This window comes from Edaphobacter aggregans DSM 19364, assembly GCF_000745965.1.
GTDB lineage: Bacteria > Acidobacteriota > Terriglobia > Terriglobales > Acidobacteriaceae > Edaphobacter > Edaphobacter aggregans.
Window position 1 is genome coordinate 124,557 of record NZ_JQKI01000015.1, and the last position, 15,610, is coordinate 140,166.

General features: G+C 63.3%; 11 protein-coding genes. 3 read left to right on the forward strand and 8 right to left on the reverse strand.

Features of this window, described 5'->3' with window-relative positions:
* Positions 1-143 precede the first annotated feature (143 nt).
* Together Q363_RS07815 and Q363_RS07820 are read left to right on the forward strand one after the other, a co-directional pair.
* The gene (locus Q363_RS07815; RefSeq protein WP_245632095.1) at positions 144-3,302 is read left to right on the forward strand and encodes a hypothetical protein; all 3,159 of its coding nucleotides are present in this window, start codon (positions 144-146) and stop codon (positions 3,300-3,302) included.
* On the forward strand, positions 3,299-4,375 hold the full coding sequence (locus Q363_RS07820) for a VWA domain-containing protein (protein WP_035349136.1): 1,077 nt from the start codon (positions 3,299-3,301) through the stop codon (positions 4,373-4,375). The genes Q363_RS07815 and Q363_RS07820 overlap by 4 nt, the downstream gene beginning before the upstream one ends.
* 14 nt (positions 4,376-4,389) lie before the next feature.
* Here Q363_RS07820 and Q363_RS07825 read toward each other — a convergent pair whose 3' ends face one another.
* The 6 genes from Q363_RS07825 to Q363_RS07850 all read right to left on the reverse strand — a co-directional run bounded on the left by Q363_RS07825 (position 4,390) and on the right by Q363_RS07850 (position 12,139).
* Positions 4,390-5,349 carry a quinone oxidoreductase family protein gene (locus Q363_RS07825; protein WP_035349138.1) on the reverse strand — a complete coding sequence of 320 codons (960 nt, stop codon included), beginning with the start codon at positions 5,347-5,349 and terminating at the stop codon, positions 4,390-4,392.
* Between the two features lie 52 nt (positions 5,350-5,401).
* A complete protein-coding gene (locus Q363_RS07830) occupies positions 5,402-5,590 on the reverse strand; it encodes a hypothetical protein (protein WP_035349139.1) in 189 nt (62 codons plus the stop codon).
* 186 nt (positions 5,591-5,776) lie between these two features.
* A complete protein-coding gene (locus Q363_RS07835) occupies positions 5,777-8,332 on the reverse strand; it encodes a glycoside hydrolase family 95 protein (protein ID WP_211256134.1) in 2,556 nt (851 codons plus the stop codon).
* A gap of 178 nt (positions 8,333-8,510) precedes the next feature.
* Positions 8,511-8,960: a VOC family protein gene (locus tag Q363_RS07840; RefSeq protein WP_245632096.1), complete on the reverse strand. Its 450-nt coding sequence runs from the start codon at positions 8,958-8,960 to the stop codon at positions 8,511-8,513.
* A gap of 40 nt (positions 8,961-9,000) precedes the next feature.
* Positions 9,001-10,470: an ATP-binding protein gene (locus Q363_RS07845; protein WP_051978528.1), complete on the reverse strand. Its 1,470-nt coding sequence runs from the start codon at positions 10,468-10,470 to the stop codon at positions 9,001-9,003.
* 22 nt (positions 10,471-10,492) lie between these two features.
* A complete protein-coding gene (locus Q363_RS07850) occupies positions 10,493-12,139 on the reverse strand; it encodes a response regulator (protein WP_035349141.1) in 1,647 nt (548 codons plus the stop codon).
* A gap of 247 nt (positions 12,140-12,386) precedes the next feature.
* Here Q363_RS07850 and Q363_RS07855 point away from each other — a divergent pair, with 247 nt between their 5' ends.
* Positions 12,387-13,043, forward strand: a complete 657-nt coding sequence (locus Q363_RS07855) for a response regulator transcription factor (RefSeq protein ID WP_035349142.1) — start codon at positions 12,387-12,389, stop codon at positions 13,041-13,043.
* A 50-nt stretch (positions 13,044-13,093) separates the two neighbouring features.
* Here the strand turns inward: Q363_RS07855 and pruA are convergent, their stop codons facing one another.
* Together pruA and Q363_RS40270 are read right to left on the reverse strand one after the other, a co-directional pair.
* Positions 13,094-14,731: an L-glutamate gamma-semialdehyde dehydrogenase gene (gene pruA / locus Q363_RS07860; protein ID WP_035349143.1), complete on the reverse strand. Its 1,638-nt coding sequence runs from the start codon at positions 14,729-14,731 to the stop codon at positions 13,094-13,096.
* Positions 14,732-14,947: 216 nt separating this feature from the next.
* On the reverse strand, positions 14,948-15,286 hold the full coding sequence (locus Q363_RS40270) for a hypothetical protein (protein WP_157466621.1): 339 nt from the start codon (positions 15,284-15,286) through the stop codon (positions 14,948-14,950).
* Between the last annotated feature and the right edge of the window lie 324 nt (positions 15,287-15,610).

A 15,610-nucleotide genomic window follows, 5' to 3' on the forward strand; every position in this document is an offset into this window, starting at 1 on the left:
CGAGTTGCAGTTTTAAAGCCAGAAGGTCGTGGGTTTACGGTTTTCGAAGTCGTTCCGGTGTTTGCCTTTGAGGGACGGGTTCTAAGGTAGGACCGGCTGGCCGGGGGCTGCGCAGTCTCAAGGATTCTGACGAGGTGTTCGCGATGAAGTCCTCTCTTCGTGCGCTCGCAGTCCTTTCAGCAGGCTTTATCTGCCTGCTCGCCTCTTCGCTTGACCTGATGGCTCAGACAGGTTCTTCCGTGCGACTTGCGAGGACGGCTCCTTCAGGGAAATCGGTCTCTCGCGCGGCAGATGGTGTGGTCATTCCCGGACCCTTGCGGTCATTTATGCGGATGGCCGGCATCAGCCAGAAGATTCCTGCGGAGGATGTGCTTCCGCTGCTGGCGCGCAACGTTTACATGCAGGGATACACGCGGGGGCGGCCCACAGAGTTTCTGATTCTGCTGGATCGTTATGTGCAGCAGGCGCGCGAGCTTCAAGTGCTTGCGGGATCGAGCAACACGATTCACGTTAACGGGTGCGAGGATGTGGGGACGCTGATTCAGATCCTCGGCTACCGGCTGGTGGGGAACTGCCAGGAGAAGAACCTGACTCTTGCGACATCGAATCCCGACCGGGCATTTCTGACGATCGACTCCGGCTTCCCGCTGGTTACGCTCGAGGAGTCGCTGCAGAAGGGCCTGCCCTTCAACTATCCGTTCCCATCGACGCGGGTTCCTGTACTGCTTCGGGAAGCGGACTGGCTGTCGGTGAGCAGAAAGCGGTCGGCGAGCAATCTGGTCGACCTGCTGGTGCGCGATCCGGACACGGCGCGCCTATATTGGGCCTTGGCCCGCAACGACTCGGAGACGAACCTTGCGCTGGAGAAGTCTCCGGGGCTGGTCAAGCTGGCCGGCTTCGCGCCGGTGCTGGACTTCTACGGCAGCCAGATCTCGATTCGCTCGGGACGTGTGCTGGTGCCCGGGGGGGCGAGCGCCGAGCCGGCGTGGAAGGACCTGGTGGCCGCCAGTCCTGAGGCTCCGGGTGACTTCGTTCTTCGCCTGCTGTCGAAGGACAACGGCTGGCTGGCCGCTTACTTCGACGCGCTGTCCCGCGTCAACCGCGCGCAGCAGGCGCACCTGACGGAGCCTGCGCGCATGAAGCGCGTCTATGAGGCGTTCCGCTCACCGGATGCGGAGCCTCCGGCGACGGCCAGCGTCTTTCGCAAAGCGCCTGGCCTTCTGGTGTTGTTCACGCGTGTGGAGTGGGACGCCGACGGGCAGCCGCATGTTCCCGGCGATCTTGCCGTCTGGAAGGATGTTCTCAACGGCAAAACGGATTCAAAGCTGGTGCGCACATGGGGCAAGCGCGCACGCGGCTTCAACAGCGCGGACCAGTTGCTGGAAGCGATGGCCTCGCTCTCGCGGCTGGAGTCCGACACCGGGCCGCTGCAGAGCTATATGATGCTGAGCGAGATTGACGCAGGCCGCCCTGCGGGCCGCAGGCTCTCTCCTGAGACGGCGCGGCTGCTGGCCACGCGCTTCCAGCAGTTCGGGAGCTGGTACCTGATCTTCGCGGAGTTTCCAGAGCTGACGGACGAGTCTGCAACGCGTTTCATGAGTGTGGCCGATTCGATTGGAGATATCTCCAACCAGGCGCTGCGTCAGAACGCTGTCGGGACCTTCCAGGCGAATATCGGGATATGGCAGATCCTCGCGCGGCAGGGAGAGATTCCCGCCGCGCAGATGAACGACTCGTGGATGAAGGTGGTTGGGCCCTTTGCCAAGATCACCTCCTCGGCGCAGCTGTTCGATGCGACACGCTCCTCACTGGGCGAGATGATGGTGGCGGTGGCGGGAAAGCCCAATGCGTCACAGGACGAGCTGGTTGCGCTGATGGCAGGGCCTCCACAGCAGAGCCCCGACGGCCAGCGTACTCACCAGGAGATCGCCACGCGCATCCGGAACGTCCTCGACGATCAGCGGCTGGTCTCGCTGGATACGCTGTTTGCGTTGAACGATGGCCTGGCCGCGATGGCACAGGGATCGCCTGCGCCGTCGAACATGCTTGCGCTGGCGGGCGAACTGCGCGAGTTCGAGATGCCGCGGCCGATCTTTACCAACAGTGAGAAGATCACCTGGGCACCAGGCATCTACACCAGTCGCCATGCCGAGCTGCAGATCAAGACGGACCTCACGAAGGTCATCAAAGGGCCGGGTACGAAGGCACAGCTTGAGGCGGCGCGTGGACAGCTGACGCCGTTTTTGCGCGATGCTCTCGTAGGCCTGAACTACGCCTACTACGAACCGCCCGGGGCGCAGGTGCTGCACAATAACTCGCTGTTCGTCCGATCGCATGATTTTTCGGGCGTAACGGTTGTCGCTTCGGAGCGCTACTGGCAGGCTCCGGAGCTGATGGGCATTGGCACGCCGGCTGGAGGCGGAGCCTATCTGATGGGATCGCTGGCCGACCTTCCGTATGCGCTTGCAGCGACCGAGCAGGACTTCATTGCGCCCGAGAACGTGCAGGCACTCATCTGGAAGGAGCTGGTGCCGGATCTTATGGTCAGCGCTACGGTGCCGCGCTGGTGGAGCATCAGTCCGACCGAGCTTCACGCAGTTGCACTCTATCAGCGTTCTGGTGAGGAGCTGCTGGCCGCAGCCGCCCGTGATGCCGCGTTAAGGGGCCAGGTGACGCACATTCTTGCCGAGCGGATGGCGCCGCAGCGGCTCGAGGTGCTCGATCAGGCACTCAAGGACGGCGAGGACCCGATCGCGATCCTCTCGCAGACGATGCCGGCGGACACGTTCTATCTGGCCGCCGAATTCCGCCGCAGGTATCCCGCTCAAGCGGCTTCAGCGGGCCCTTCCAGCCAGCAGCTGGAGGTTCTTTGCGCTCAGAACCCGAGCGAGACGACACCGGAGCGTCTGTCGCGCGACTTTGGCGTACCGCACCCGGTGCTCGCGCGAAGTTATGCGCCCGGGCTGCTGTACGTGAAGCCATTCCCGTCGTTCGGCGGCGAGTCCAGCAGGCTGTTTGGCGAGTCGTGGGAGTCGAACAATCTCTACTGGGCCCGCCTTGTCGACGAGAAGGGATATGCGCCGGCGACGATGAACCACCTGGTGCCTGAACTCACGCGGCGCATGACGGCTAAGATCTTCGCCACGGATCTCGAAGACTGGCCGGCTCTGCAGCGCGCCATGCAGGAGGCGGGCGAGGAGTTCCGCCAAGGCAAGATTGCTCCGCTGCCTGTAGCGACTACGACCTCGCTGCGCAGCTCGGAGAACGAACGCCAACAACCCGCCATAGGAGGAGTACGGTGAAAAAGTCTCTTCTCTCTCTGTTCCTGTTGTCTTCGGTCCTGTTTCTCGGCGGCGGCAGGCGGACTGCTGCGCAGGACGACTCCCGCATCCTGGTCAACGTCGTTCTGGTGCAGTTGAACGTCGCGGTCACCGATCGCAAGGGCAACTACATCAGCGGGCTCAAACCGGAGGACTTCGCCATCACCGAAGACAAGATTCCGGAGAGGATCTCGACCTTCGAGGAGGGCAATGAGCCCGCGCGGCGGCTGGTCCTGAGCGGACCGGACGGCAAGAGGGTCTCGCAGGTGATCGCTCCTGACTCTTCGGGCTCGGATGGGAAGTCGGGTTCACTTCCGGGGCTCACGGGGGCAAACGTCTTCATCCTCTTCGACACCAGCAACTATATGTATCGGGGCTTCGTCTTTGCACAGGACGCGATTGCAGACTTCATCCGGTCGCTTGAGGGCGTCAGCCGGCTGGCCTTCTACTCCTACAGCCGCGATCTTTCGCGAGCCGTGCCGCTGACGACGGACCGCCCCACCGTGCTTCGCGGAGTGCGCGGCACGGTCGCCGGCGACGATGCGGCGTTGTACAACTGCCTGCTGATGACGGTGAAGGACGCGGCGCAGCTTACCGGACGCAAGGCGATCGTCGTCTTCTCGAACGGTCCCGACAACGCCAGTCTGGTGCCGCCGGAGGACGTTGCCGAACTGGCGCAGTCGACGGGCACCATCATCTACATGATCAGCACGCGCGATGCGCAGGCCGAGCCGGTCTCGTCGGCAGTCTTTGAGCGCATGAGCAAGGCGACGGGCGGCAAGGCGTACTTTGCCAAGAGCTGGAAGGACGAGACGGATGCCTTTGCCTCGATCCGCGACGACCTGGCGCACCTGTATTCGCTGAGCTACTATCCTCAGCCGAACCCGAATCGCGGATGGCGCACGATCTCGGTGAAGCTGGTGGGCGAACGTCTGCAGAAGTATCGCGTACGAACCCGCGACGGATATCGCGTTCTGAAGCAGGCACAGATCGCCTCAGTGGCTGCTCCGGCAGCAGCGACCTCGGGCGAGTCGTCACCAACGCCAAAGCAGTGATGCCAGCGTAGTCGTCAGGGCTGAAAGACGAGCCGGGCGCGATCTCCCGCGCTCCACAACGACTCGACCTCTCGCAGCGGCGCTGGGCGAATCTTTACCTCGAAGGGCTGCTGGACCGAGGCGGCGAAGAACTCCTGGATCGATCTCTGAATCTCCGCCGTGGAGGCGCTGCCGAATCCGCTGCCCAGAATCTCAAGGCCCGAGCCGCGCAGCGTCGCGGCAGGCAGCGCGATGGTGGTGCTGCCGGCGCTCTCGCCGATCTGGATGTAGCGCACACGAGGAGCCGATTGCCGCAGGCCCTTGCGCGCGATGGCCTCAAGCACCGCCTCGGCGGGCTGGCCCCACAGGTAGTCCAGCACCACGTCCACGCCTGTATCGCTCCACTCCTTGCGGAGCGCCGCAACAAGAGCGTCGTGCTCCTGATCGAGCGAGATCGCGGAGTCTGCCCCCAGTGTCTTCAGCGCGTTCGTGTCGACGTGGCGGCCGACGGCGACGACGTGTCGTGCACCAAGCCGCTTCGCGATCTGGATCGCGAGCTGGCCTGCCGAGCCGGTCGCTCCGAGGATCAGGACGCTCTCGCCGGAGACAAACTTCGCCCGCGCGTTGAGAGCGACCCAGGAGGACATTCCCGGATTGGCGGTCGCTGCGGCGATGGTGTCGTCCAGGCCGTCGGGTAGCGGGAAGGCTAAGTCCTGCCGTGTGACTGCGAGTTCGGAGAAGGTTCCAAATGGGGCGCGCGCGCTTCCAAAGTAGACGCGGGAGCCGTCCGCAAGCCGGCCGACGCCATCCACTCCGACGACGAAGGGAAGCTCGCCCGCGCTTCCATAGTGAGAGCCGCTCGCCAGGGCCCTGACGAGGGGATGCAGCCCGGCAGCGGTCACCGTCACCAGCTGTTCGCCATCGCCTGCGACGGGATCGGCAAAGGTGGTGTAGCGCGGAGGCGCACTGAAGGACTCGACGACGGCAGCGTTCACGAAAGGTCTCCTGCAACGAAGATAAACGAAACCGGACCGTTGCGACCTCGGCCTAATCGCCCTCCGTCAAGTAGCAGCGGGCCAGTCCGCAGACTACGGCAATAAGTGCGCCAAGCAGCATCAGCATCGGGGCCGTCGATGCCTTGCCGGTAAAGTAGGGGAGCAGGAAGATGCCGACTCCCGCATACATCAGAATCGTCAGCAGCGTACGTGCGGTCTGCCTGTTCACGATCGTGCCCAAGTCCTGCTCCTTTCCCGGACCGTCTCCGCGAGAGAGGGCGAGCGAAGAAGAGCGGTCGGGTAAGCGTGGGCCCTGGAGGATGATGTGCAGGGCTCTTGCCGGAAATATATACGCGACAGGTTCGGGCGTCGCAAGCCATATCTCGAGGCGGAGGGTAACTCCCGCAGCGTGTGTTGCTAACGGGTTTCAGGAGAAGCGGACGGTGAAGGTCTCACCGGCCTTGACCGGCAGCACCAGCTCGTCGGGGCCGGCTCCGGGAATCGGCTGGGTAGACGTTGGCGAGACGGAGGCGATGCGCTGGCCCCTGGGCACAAGGATGTGATGGGTGAGGTCGAGCCGCGCGCGCAGCGTCGCCTCGGTGGCCTTGCCGTTCTTCCACTCCAGATCGATCTCGAGGCCGCCGCGTGCGCGCAGTCCGCGGAACGAGCCGTTCGGCCAAGCCTTGGGAAGCGCCGGCAGCAGGCGGATGATGTTCGCCGTGGACTCGACTCCGCGCGCGCGGGCCATCTCGGCACTGCCTCCGCTGGCGTGCGACTGCAGCAGCATCTCCACCATGGCCGTGGGCCCGCCGAGGTTGCCGTCGAGTTGGAAGGGAGAGTTGTCCTTGGTGCCGCAGATGTCGAAGAGGTTCCCGCGGGTTGAGTCGGCGAGCAGCCGCTGCAGGCTCTCGTAGGCGGCGTCTCCGTCCTCGAGGCGCGCCATGCAGCAGACGATCCAGGCGCGCGACCATCCTGTGCTTCCGCCACCGGCGGCGAGTCTGCGGTCGAGCGTCACGCGCGCGGCCCTTGCCAGCTCCGGCGTACGGCGCGGCGTGATCTGGTCGTCGGGAAAGAGCGCGAAGAGGTGCGAGATGTGCCGGTGACCGGGCTCGTTCTCGGCGTAATCCTGTTGCCACTCCTGGAGATTGCCGGCCTTGCCGACCTGGAATGGAGGAAGCTTGATCAGCGTCAGCCGCGCGCGGTTGTGCAGCTCCGCGTCAGCGGTGGCGTCCCAATTAGGGGTGGAGGCCAGTACGGAAGCCGCCTGCAGCAGGCGCGTGAGCACGGCCCGCACAATCTCGATGTCCATCGTCGGCGCCATGCACACGTTGTGCGCCGTGCCGTCCGGCAGCTTGTACTTGTTCTCCGGCGAGCAGGAGGGGCCGGTGACGAAGCGCTCGGTCTGCGGATCTGTGACGAGGTAATCGAGCAGGAAGAGAGCGTTCTCCGAGAGCCGTGGATAGGCACGGTCGCGCAGGAACTGGACGTTGCCCGTGTAGTCGTAGTGGTCCCACAGGTGCAGAGAAAGCCACGCCGCTCCCATGGGCCATACGCCGCCGCCGAGTGCGTCGACTGGCGAGGAGTCGCCCCAGATGTCGGTGTTGTGATGGACCACGTAGCCGCGCGCGTTGTAGTAGCGCGACGCCGTGATGTGGCCGGGATTGCGTGTGCGGTCGATCAGGTCGAAGAGCGGAGTGTGCAGGTCGGACAGGTTCGCGCGCTCGGCCAGCCAGTAGATCATCTGGATGTTGATGTTGATGGTGTACTTCGAGCCCCAGGGCGGATCGACGGACTCGTTCCAGATGCCCTGGAGATTTGCGGCCAGCGTTCCAGGGCGCGAGCTCGAGATAAGCAGATAACGTCCGAACTGAAAGTAGATTCCGAGCAGTCCGTGGTCTTCTCCGCCTGCTTTGACCTTGGCCAGGCGCTTGTCGGTAGCAATGGCGGCGTTGGCGTCTTCGGCTGCGCCGATGGTGATCGCGGCGCGACGGAAGAGTCTCTGGTAGTCGGCGACGTGCCGTGCGCGCAGCTCGGCATAGGGCTGCGAGGCTGTACCCAGGATGTTCTTGACGACCGCCTGGCGCATGGCTGCCTCACCTGCGGGGTAGCGGAAGCTGGTTGCGCAGTCGAGGAAGAGCGTGACGGCAGTCGCATTGGCGACGGTGAGGGTACCGTCCTTCGTTGAAGTCACGCCATCGGTGGAGACGGCAAGCATCTCGGCGTAGTACTTGATGCCAACCTGGCGCTCCTTGATGGGAAGCCCGGGATTATCGTTGACCGGCAGGGCCTCGCCGAAGAGCGTGAGCCTGTTCTGCGCGATGGCTGCGGTGCTGAAGTGCGCCGGTCTGTCAAGCGTGGCGGTGAAGCTGATCTTGTCCGGACGGCTGGCCGTCAGCCGAATCACGATCGCCTGGTCGGGTGAGGAGCTGAAGACCTCGCGCCGGTACTGGACGCCGTCGTGGGTAAAGGTCGTCGTGACGATTGCGGTGTCGAGGTTCAGCTCGTGGCGATAATTGGTGACGCCTTCCATCTCACCGAAGTTCAGGTGCAGATCGCCCAACGTCTGGTAGCAGGGCAGACGGCGCGGGATCGAGAGGAAGTCGGTGAGGACCAGCGCCTCGGCCTCGGCGACGCGGCCGGCGAAGAGAAGCTGGCGCATGCGCTCGACCGTCTGCCCTGCCAGCGGATTGTTGCGGTCGCGCACCTCGCCGTCCCAGATCGATTCCTCGTTAAGCTGGATGCGTTCCTTGCCGGGCTGCCCGAAGACGCAGGCTCCCAGGCGCCCGTTGCCCACCGGCACCGAGTCGGCCCACGTCGCAGCCGGCTGATCGAAGAAGAGCTTGTACGGCGTGGGCTCAGCGGGATCATCCTGGGGGGGCGCCGATTCCTGCATCACCTGCGCGAACGCCCTTCGCTGGGAGATCGCTGCGGTTGCGGCGGCTGAAGTAGCCAGAAAACGGCGGCGGGTGGTGCGGTTCGGCATCGACATGGCTCCATCGCCTGGGCTCGGCTGCTGAGCGAGCCAGGTTCGTTCTTCGGCAAGGTCGTTCAGGATTGCAGCTGTTCGGCGGCCTTGAGCCGCGTCCCGACCATTCTAGAGCGTGTGCAACGCTGTGTCAGAAGGTGAAACGCGAGAGTATCTTCGAAACCGGAGAGCGAGCTTACTTCGCGAAGAGCTGGCCCATGTCGGCAAAGGCCTTGAACTCCAGCGCATTTCCTGCGGGATCGAGAAAGAACATCGTTGCCTGCTCGCCCACCTCGCCCTTGAAGCGGATGTAGGGCTCGATGATGAACTCGACCCCGGCGTTGCGAAGCCGCTCGGCGAGCGCCTCCCAGTCCTCCATCTGCAGCACGACACCGAAGTGGGGAACAGGAACATCGTGGCCGTCCACCGGATTGTGATGCCGCTTGTTGCCCTCGGAGGCCGGCTTCAGGTGCGCGACGATCTGGTGGCCGAAGAGATCGAAGTCGATCCATTGTGTGGAGCTTCGTCCTTCAGGACAGCCCAGTGTCGTTCCGTAGAACGCGCGCGCGGCTTCGAGATCGTCGACGGGAAAGGCGATGTGAAAGGGGGTAAGCGGCACTAATCTTTGTCCTCTGCGGACCATCATACGATGATGGTCTCGTCGCAGGCGATTGAGGAGAGAGGTCTCAGGCGGTATGCGGAGTCTGCGCCGGAAGGCGGACGAGGAACTGCGTAGTGCCCGGCTCGGAAGAGAAGCGAATCGTGCCGCCATACTGATCCACGATGCGGTGCACGATGCCCAAGCCCAGGCCCGTGCCCACTCCCGCGGGCTTGGTGGTGTAAAAGGTGTCGAAGATGTGGGCCTGGCTTTCGAGCGGGATGCCGCTGCCGTCGTCGGCGATACGGATGCAAATGTCGGTGCGCTGCCCATCGGCGGGAGACTTCTCGGTCCACGTCTTTACGCTGATCTTTCCATGCTGGCCGACGGCGTCGATGGAGTTGTCGAGCAGATTGGTCCAGATCTGGTTCAGCCCCGTGCACTCGCTCTGCAGCGGTGGAAGGTCGGCAGCGAAGTCCTTCTCGACCGTGATCTCCTTCTCGCGCATCTTGTGGCTCAGGATCACCAGCGTTGCGTGGATGCTGCCGTTCACGTCGACCGACTGCTTCAGTCCCTTGCCCTCGTAGGCGTAGGACTTGACCGCCATCACCAGGTCGGAGATGCGCCCGATGCTCTCCTCGATGGTGCCGACTAGCTGCATGCTCGAGGCCATCGCTTCGATCCAGTTCAGTGCGTCAGAGAGTGTGGATCCGGGGAACTCCGTGCGCGCGCACTCGAGGTCCTCGGCCTTCAATCCAATCGAGACCAGCGTCGGCGCCATCTTCCAGGCGTTCTCGATGTTGGCGCCTTCCATCCACTCCGCCAGAGCCTCTTCGGCGTCGCTCTGCTCGAGCGAACTCATCACGATTTGCTGCCGAGCCGAGAGTGTATGGTCCTGCAGATCGTGCAGGCACTGCTTCTGCTCGCGGCTCAACTCGGTCTTGCTGAACTTGGCCGAGAGCTCGTGCATTCGCATCAGGTTGGCGCGAAGCTGCGATGCGGCCCTGCGCGCGGCGGCGCCGGGATTGTTCAGTTCGTGCATCAGTCCCGCGGCCAGTGTTCCCAGCGAGGCCATCTTCTCCTGTTGAATCGTTGCGCTCTGCATCTTCTGGAAGCGTTTGGCCATGTTTCCCAGGATGGCCTTGCGGACGTCCGGGCAGCTGGTCATCAGGTTCCAGAACGACTCCTCGTTGAGCTGCACGAGATGGCTGGGCGTGTCAGCGATCAGGTTGACGGCGTTGGGAATATTCGCAAGCAGGGGAACCTCGCCGAACGCGTTGCCCGCAGGGATCGACGTCATCTCCAACTCGTGGCCATCCGGCGTGGACTGCGTGAGCTTGATCTGGCCGTCCAGCAGAATCCAGAAGTGGTGCGCCATCTCGCCCTGGCGCGCGAGCACGTCGCCCTTCTTCAGGCGGACCTCCTCGAATCCAGTCAGACAGCGAATCTCGTCGTCCCGGAGCGAAGAGAGGATCGACGTCGACCTCAGTTGCGAGACGAGTCTCTCACTGATCGGCGCTGGGGCTGTGCTCTGGACGACCTGGGTCTGTTCGCTCATCGTTCTGGTTGGTTCAAGCCTTTCAAAGTGTCGCTAGATACTGGTGTACGAACTGAATCGCGATGGAGCCTTCGCCGACGGCCGAGGCGCACCGCTTGATGGAGTTGTACCGGACGTCGCCGGCGACGAAGATTCCCGGAACGCTGGTCTCGAGCAGGTAAGGTTCGCGGTCGAGCTTCCAACTTCCCGGAGCCTTGGACTTGAGGTCCGGGCCGGCAAGAATAAAACCCTTGCTGTCGAGGGCGATCTGCCTGGGCAGCCAGTCGGTCTTCGGAGCCGCACCGATGAAGATGAACAGCGAGCTGGCCTCGCGCGCCTCCTGGCCCCCCGGCGTCTTCAGCGTCAGGCACTCGAGGTGTCCGTTGCCCGACATGCCGACGACCTCGGTCCCGGTCTCGACGACGATGTTCGGCGTTCCCTGAATCTGGTCGATCAGGTACTTCGACATGCTCTTTGTCAGCGACTCTCCGCGGATCAGCATGTGTACCTTGTCGGCATAACGAGAGAAGTGCATCGCCGCCTGTCCGGCTGAGTTGGCTCCGCCGACAATGTACACGGTCTCGTTAGCACAGGCCATCGCTTCGGTCAGCGCCGCACCGTAGTAGACACCGGCGCCGGTGTACTGCTCGACCTGGGGCACGTTCAGCATGCAGTAGTCCACACCGGTCGCGATCAGGCAGACGTGGCAGGTGATCTCCTGGCCGTCGTTCATCGTGGCGATCTGGTAGTTGTTCTCAGACCGGATGCACGTCACACGCTGCAACAGGAACTCAGCCCCGAGCCTCGTGGCCTGCAGATAAGCGCGCTTTGCCAGTTCCTCGCCGCTCAGGCCGGAGGGGAAGCCGAGGTAGTTCTCGATCTTCGAACTCGAACCCGCCTGTCCGCCAGGCGCGTTCGGCTCGACGATCAGCGTCTTCAGGCCTTCGGAGGCTCCGTAGACGCCTGCGGCGAGGCCTGCCGGTCCGGCGCCCACTACCACAATGTCATAGAATTTCTGCTGCGCCTGCGTGGGCATCCCGAGCTTCGCGGCCAGGTCGGTCGAGGTGGGCTGCACGAGAGCCGTTCCGTCTCCGAAGAGGACGACGGGGAGCTTGGAGTCGTCGGCGCCCTTCTCCTTGAGAAGGGCCTGCGCCTCGGGGTTCTGCTCCGGATTCATCCACAGGTAGGGGATGCGGTTGCGCGAGAGGAAGTCGCGCACGGCATGGTCCTTCGGCGACCAGCGCATTCCGACGACGCGGATACCTTCAAACGGAGGCTTGTATCCCTGCTTCCACGCCTCGAGAAGGTCGTCGAGCACGGGGTAGAGCTTCTCCTCCGGTGGGTCCCAGGGCTTGTTCAGGTAGTAGTGGATCTTGGCGGCGTTGATGGCCCGTATGGCGGCTTCGGTGTCGGCGTAGGCGGTCAGAAGAACGCGCTTGGCCTCGGGGTAGATCGTCAGGGCCTGCTGCAGAAAATCGACGCCTGTCATTCCGGGCATGCGCTGGTCGGAGAGGAAGAGGGCGACGGTGTCGCTGCGGTCCTTCAGCTGGCGGCAGATATCGAGCGCTGCCCCGCCGGAGGCCGCCCGGACGATCCGGTAGTCCTGGCCATAGTGGCGGCGCAGGTCCTGGACCACCGCCTCCAGAACGCTGGTGTCGTCATCGATGGCGAGCAAGATTGGCTTCGGCATACCCTTGTTATACTTCGCGGACCGGCGCTCGTGCACACCGCACGTATCATTTGATAGTGGTCGCCGTGCCGGAGGTTCAAAAACATTCCTCTGTTCGCAGAGATGGAACGGCGTTACGATTCAGGCTCGGGTGGCGCAAAACCCGGAATATGGCTTGTCCGAATTGAAGACACGCAGGTTAGGCGGAAGGAAACCGCCGATGAGTGGATTGCGGGGCAGAAGACCCGCCGCAGGAGAAAGAGACAGTATGAATCGCGTTATTCTCGCCGACAACCAGGCGATCTTCCGGGCAGGTGCAGCACGCGTTCTGGCGCTGGAGGACGACATGGGCATCGTCGCCCAGTGCGAAGACATGACAAAACTCTGGAGTGCGCTGGAGAGCCTGCGCGGCGCCATCGCACTGGTCGCCTCGAGCCTGCGTCCCGATGTTGCCACGCTGGTGGAGAAGGCGCGACTCGTGGGAAGCCGCATCATCCTCGTGGCCGAGAACTCGGAGCAGATGGAGGAGCAGGTTGCACAGCAACTGGACGGCGTCCTCTGCCGTAGCGTCGCCGGCGTGGACCTGGTGGAGTGCGTGCGCCGCGTGGCGCGCGGGCAGCGCTGCATGCAACGCGCCAACGTCACCGCGATCCACTCCAACGACAGCGTTGGCGCGAGGGTTCGCGACCGGCTGACCCCGAAAGAGATGCAGATCGTCGCCCTGATCGTGCAGGGTTGCAAGAACAAGGAGATCGCGCTGCAGTTGGGGACCAAGGAACAGGTCATCAAGAACTATCTGCGCGGCATCTACGACAAGACTGGCGTCTCCGACCGGCTGGAGCTGGCGCTGTTCACGATCCATCATCGCGTGCTGGCCGAGGCTGCGGCGAAGGCAGTGAATCTGATTGAGATGAAGTCAGCCTGAGTTCGCAGATTGAAATGAAGAGGCCCGCTTTGGAGAGCGGGCCTTCTTCGCTACATCCCCATCAGCTCGGACTGCTTCTCATCCGCGGGGCTGGCGTGGCCGATCTTCTCGGCGATGCTCTTGGCCTGGGTGAAGAGCAGCAGGTAGTCCGGGCCGCCGGCCTTTGAGTCGGTGCCGCTCATGTTGAAGCCGCCGAAGGGATGCGCTCCGACCATAGCGCCGGTGCACTTGCGGTTCAGGTAGAGGTTGCCGACGTGGAACTCCTGGCGTGCGCGGTCGAGCTTCTCGCGCGAGGCGGAGTAGACGGCGCCGGTGAGTCCGTACTCGGTGTTGTTGGCGATCGAGAGCGCATCTTCGAAGCCGTTCGACTTGATGACGGCGAGGACGGGGCCGAAGACCTCCTCCTGGGCGAGGCGGGCGGTTGGGCTGACGTCGGCGACGACCGTGGGGGCGATGTAGTAGCCGCCCTCGGGGTTCTCGATGGGACTGCCACCGTTGAGGATGCGGCCCTCGCTCTTCGCGATCTCCAGGTAGCCGAGGATCTTGTTATAGGACTTCGGACTGATGACCGGGCCGGTGTAGACGTTCTTCGCCGGGTCGCCGGTCTGGATCTGGGCGACGCGGGCCTGCAGGCGGTCGCAGAAGACGTCGTAGATGCTCTGGTCGACGATGGCGCGGGAGCAGGCCGAGCACTTCTGGCCGTTGAATCCGAACGCGCTGGCGACAACTCCCTCGATGGCGAGGTCGAGGTCGGCGTCGGCGTCGACGATGATCGAGTCCTTGCCTCCCATCTCGAGGATGGTGCGCTTGATGAAGATCTGGCCGGGCTGGGTCTTCGCGGCGCTCTCGTGGATCTCGAGGCCGACGGCCTTGGAGCCGGTGAAGGCGATGAATCGTGTCTTCGGGTGGGCGACGATGGCGGAGCCGAAGCCGGGGCCCTCGCCCTGACAGAGGTTGACGACGCCGTCGGGGAGGCCGACCTCTTCGAGCAGGCTCATGAAGCGGGCGGCGATGGTGGGGGCGTCGACCGAGGGCTTGAGGATGACGGTGTTGCCGCAGACGATGGAGGCGCAGGTCATTCCGGCCATGATGGCGAAGGGGAAGTTCCAGGGCGGGATGACGGCTCCGACGCCGAGCGGGATGTAGCGGAGCTGGTTGCGCTCGCCGGGGAACTGGATGGGCGGCTTCGCATGGTCGAGGCGGAGGGCTTCGCGGCCGTAGAACTCGAGGAAGTCGATGGTCTCGCCTACGTCGGCGTCGGCCTCGGCCCAGTTCTTGCCGACTTCAAACGTGAGCCAGGCGCAGAACTCGAACTTGCGCTCGCGGATGAGGTCGGCGGCGCGGAAGAGGAGGGCGGCGCGCTCGGCGACCGGGGTGCGGCTCCAGGCGGGGAAGGCGGCGAGTGCGGCTTGCATGGCGGTCTCGGCGAGGTCGGCCTCGGCGCGCTGGTGGATGCCGATGACCTGCGCGGGGCGCGCGGGGTTGACGGAGACGATCTTGCCGGTGGTCTGGATGCGGCGGCCGCCGATGATGAGGTCGTACTCGCGCCCGAGTTCGCCTGCGACACGGGCGAGGGCGTCTTCCATGGCTCGCTTGTTTTCGGCGGCGGTGAAGTCGGTGAAGGGTTCGTTGGAGAACGGCGTGTCCGCGGTGCGGACGGGGGTGGGGGCGAGGTCAGCGGTAGCCATAACGGTTCATTTTAGCTCTCTTTTGGCGCAGCCGCTGGGTATGGTCCCCTCCCGTCAATTTTGTGCAAAGTCTTCCAAGATAAAGGGTTAGGTTGGTACTTTAGTTGTAAGTTATTGATTTTGCTGAGGTGTTCTCGGCAAAGTATTCGAAGTAAATAGCTTAAAGACCTGAGGCCTGACGATCGTCAGGCCTCAGGCTGTTTTCTTCCACTAAATCTATTCTAGCAGTTTAGGGTAATTAATCGGCACTTTGAAAGTGCTTGTTTTCATGGAGATGCGCGATTTTTGGCTTGACAAGGGTTTTTGCTGGGTTTTTTGGGGATTTCCTGGAGCTGAGGTGGCGATGCGGAACATCGCTAATAGATCAGTCACTTCGTCCTTCGGACTTCGCTCCGGCGCCTCGACGCTGCTCGGGGCAGAGCGGTACCGCCGCTTCGCGGCGGGCTTTTCGCACGGCTTAAAGGGGTGTGCTTGAGCCGGATCGCGCTTTCGCGCCATTGTCCAGATCACGCGATGAAACCGCATGAATGGGGCACCCGGCGGCTTAACGGTCAAACGTGGTGATCCCGGCCGCGACCAACACTATGCCCACTAGAATGAAGACTGTTCGTCCGAGCCATTTCGGGATCGGAATGTCTGAGATTGAGCCGCCCGCGATGTCTGAAGAGTAGAACCTTCCAGACAAAAGACCCATCACGATCAAGACGCAGCCTCCAACTATCGACCAGATTGACACTTCACGCCTCCTAGTCAACTAATCGGTCTGTCCAAAATAATCCGGATCGCGCTTTCGCGCGATAGCGCCCACCTTAGCGACGATAAGACCGTCGCGAAGATGGGGCACCCGATTTCGAACCTGCGGTCAGAGGTGGGCCACCA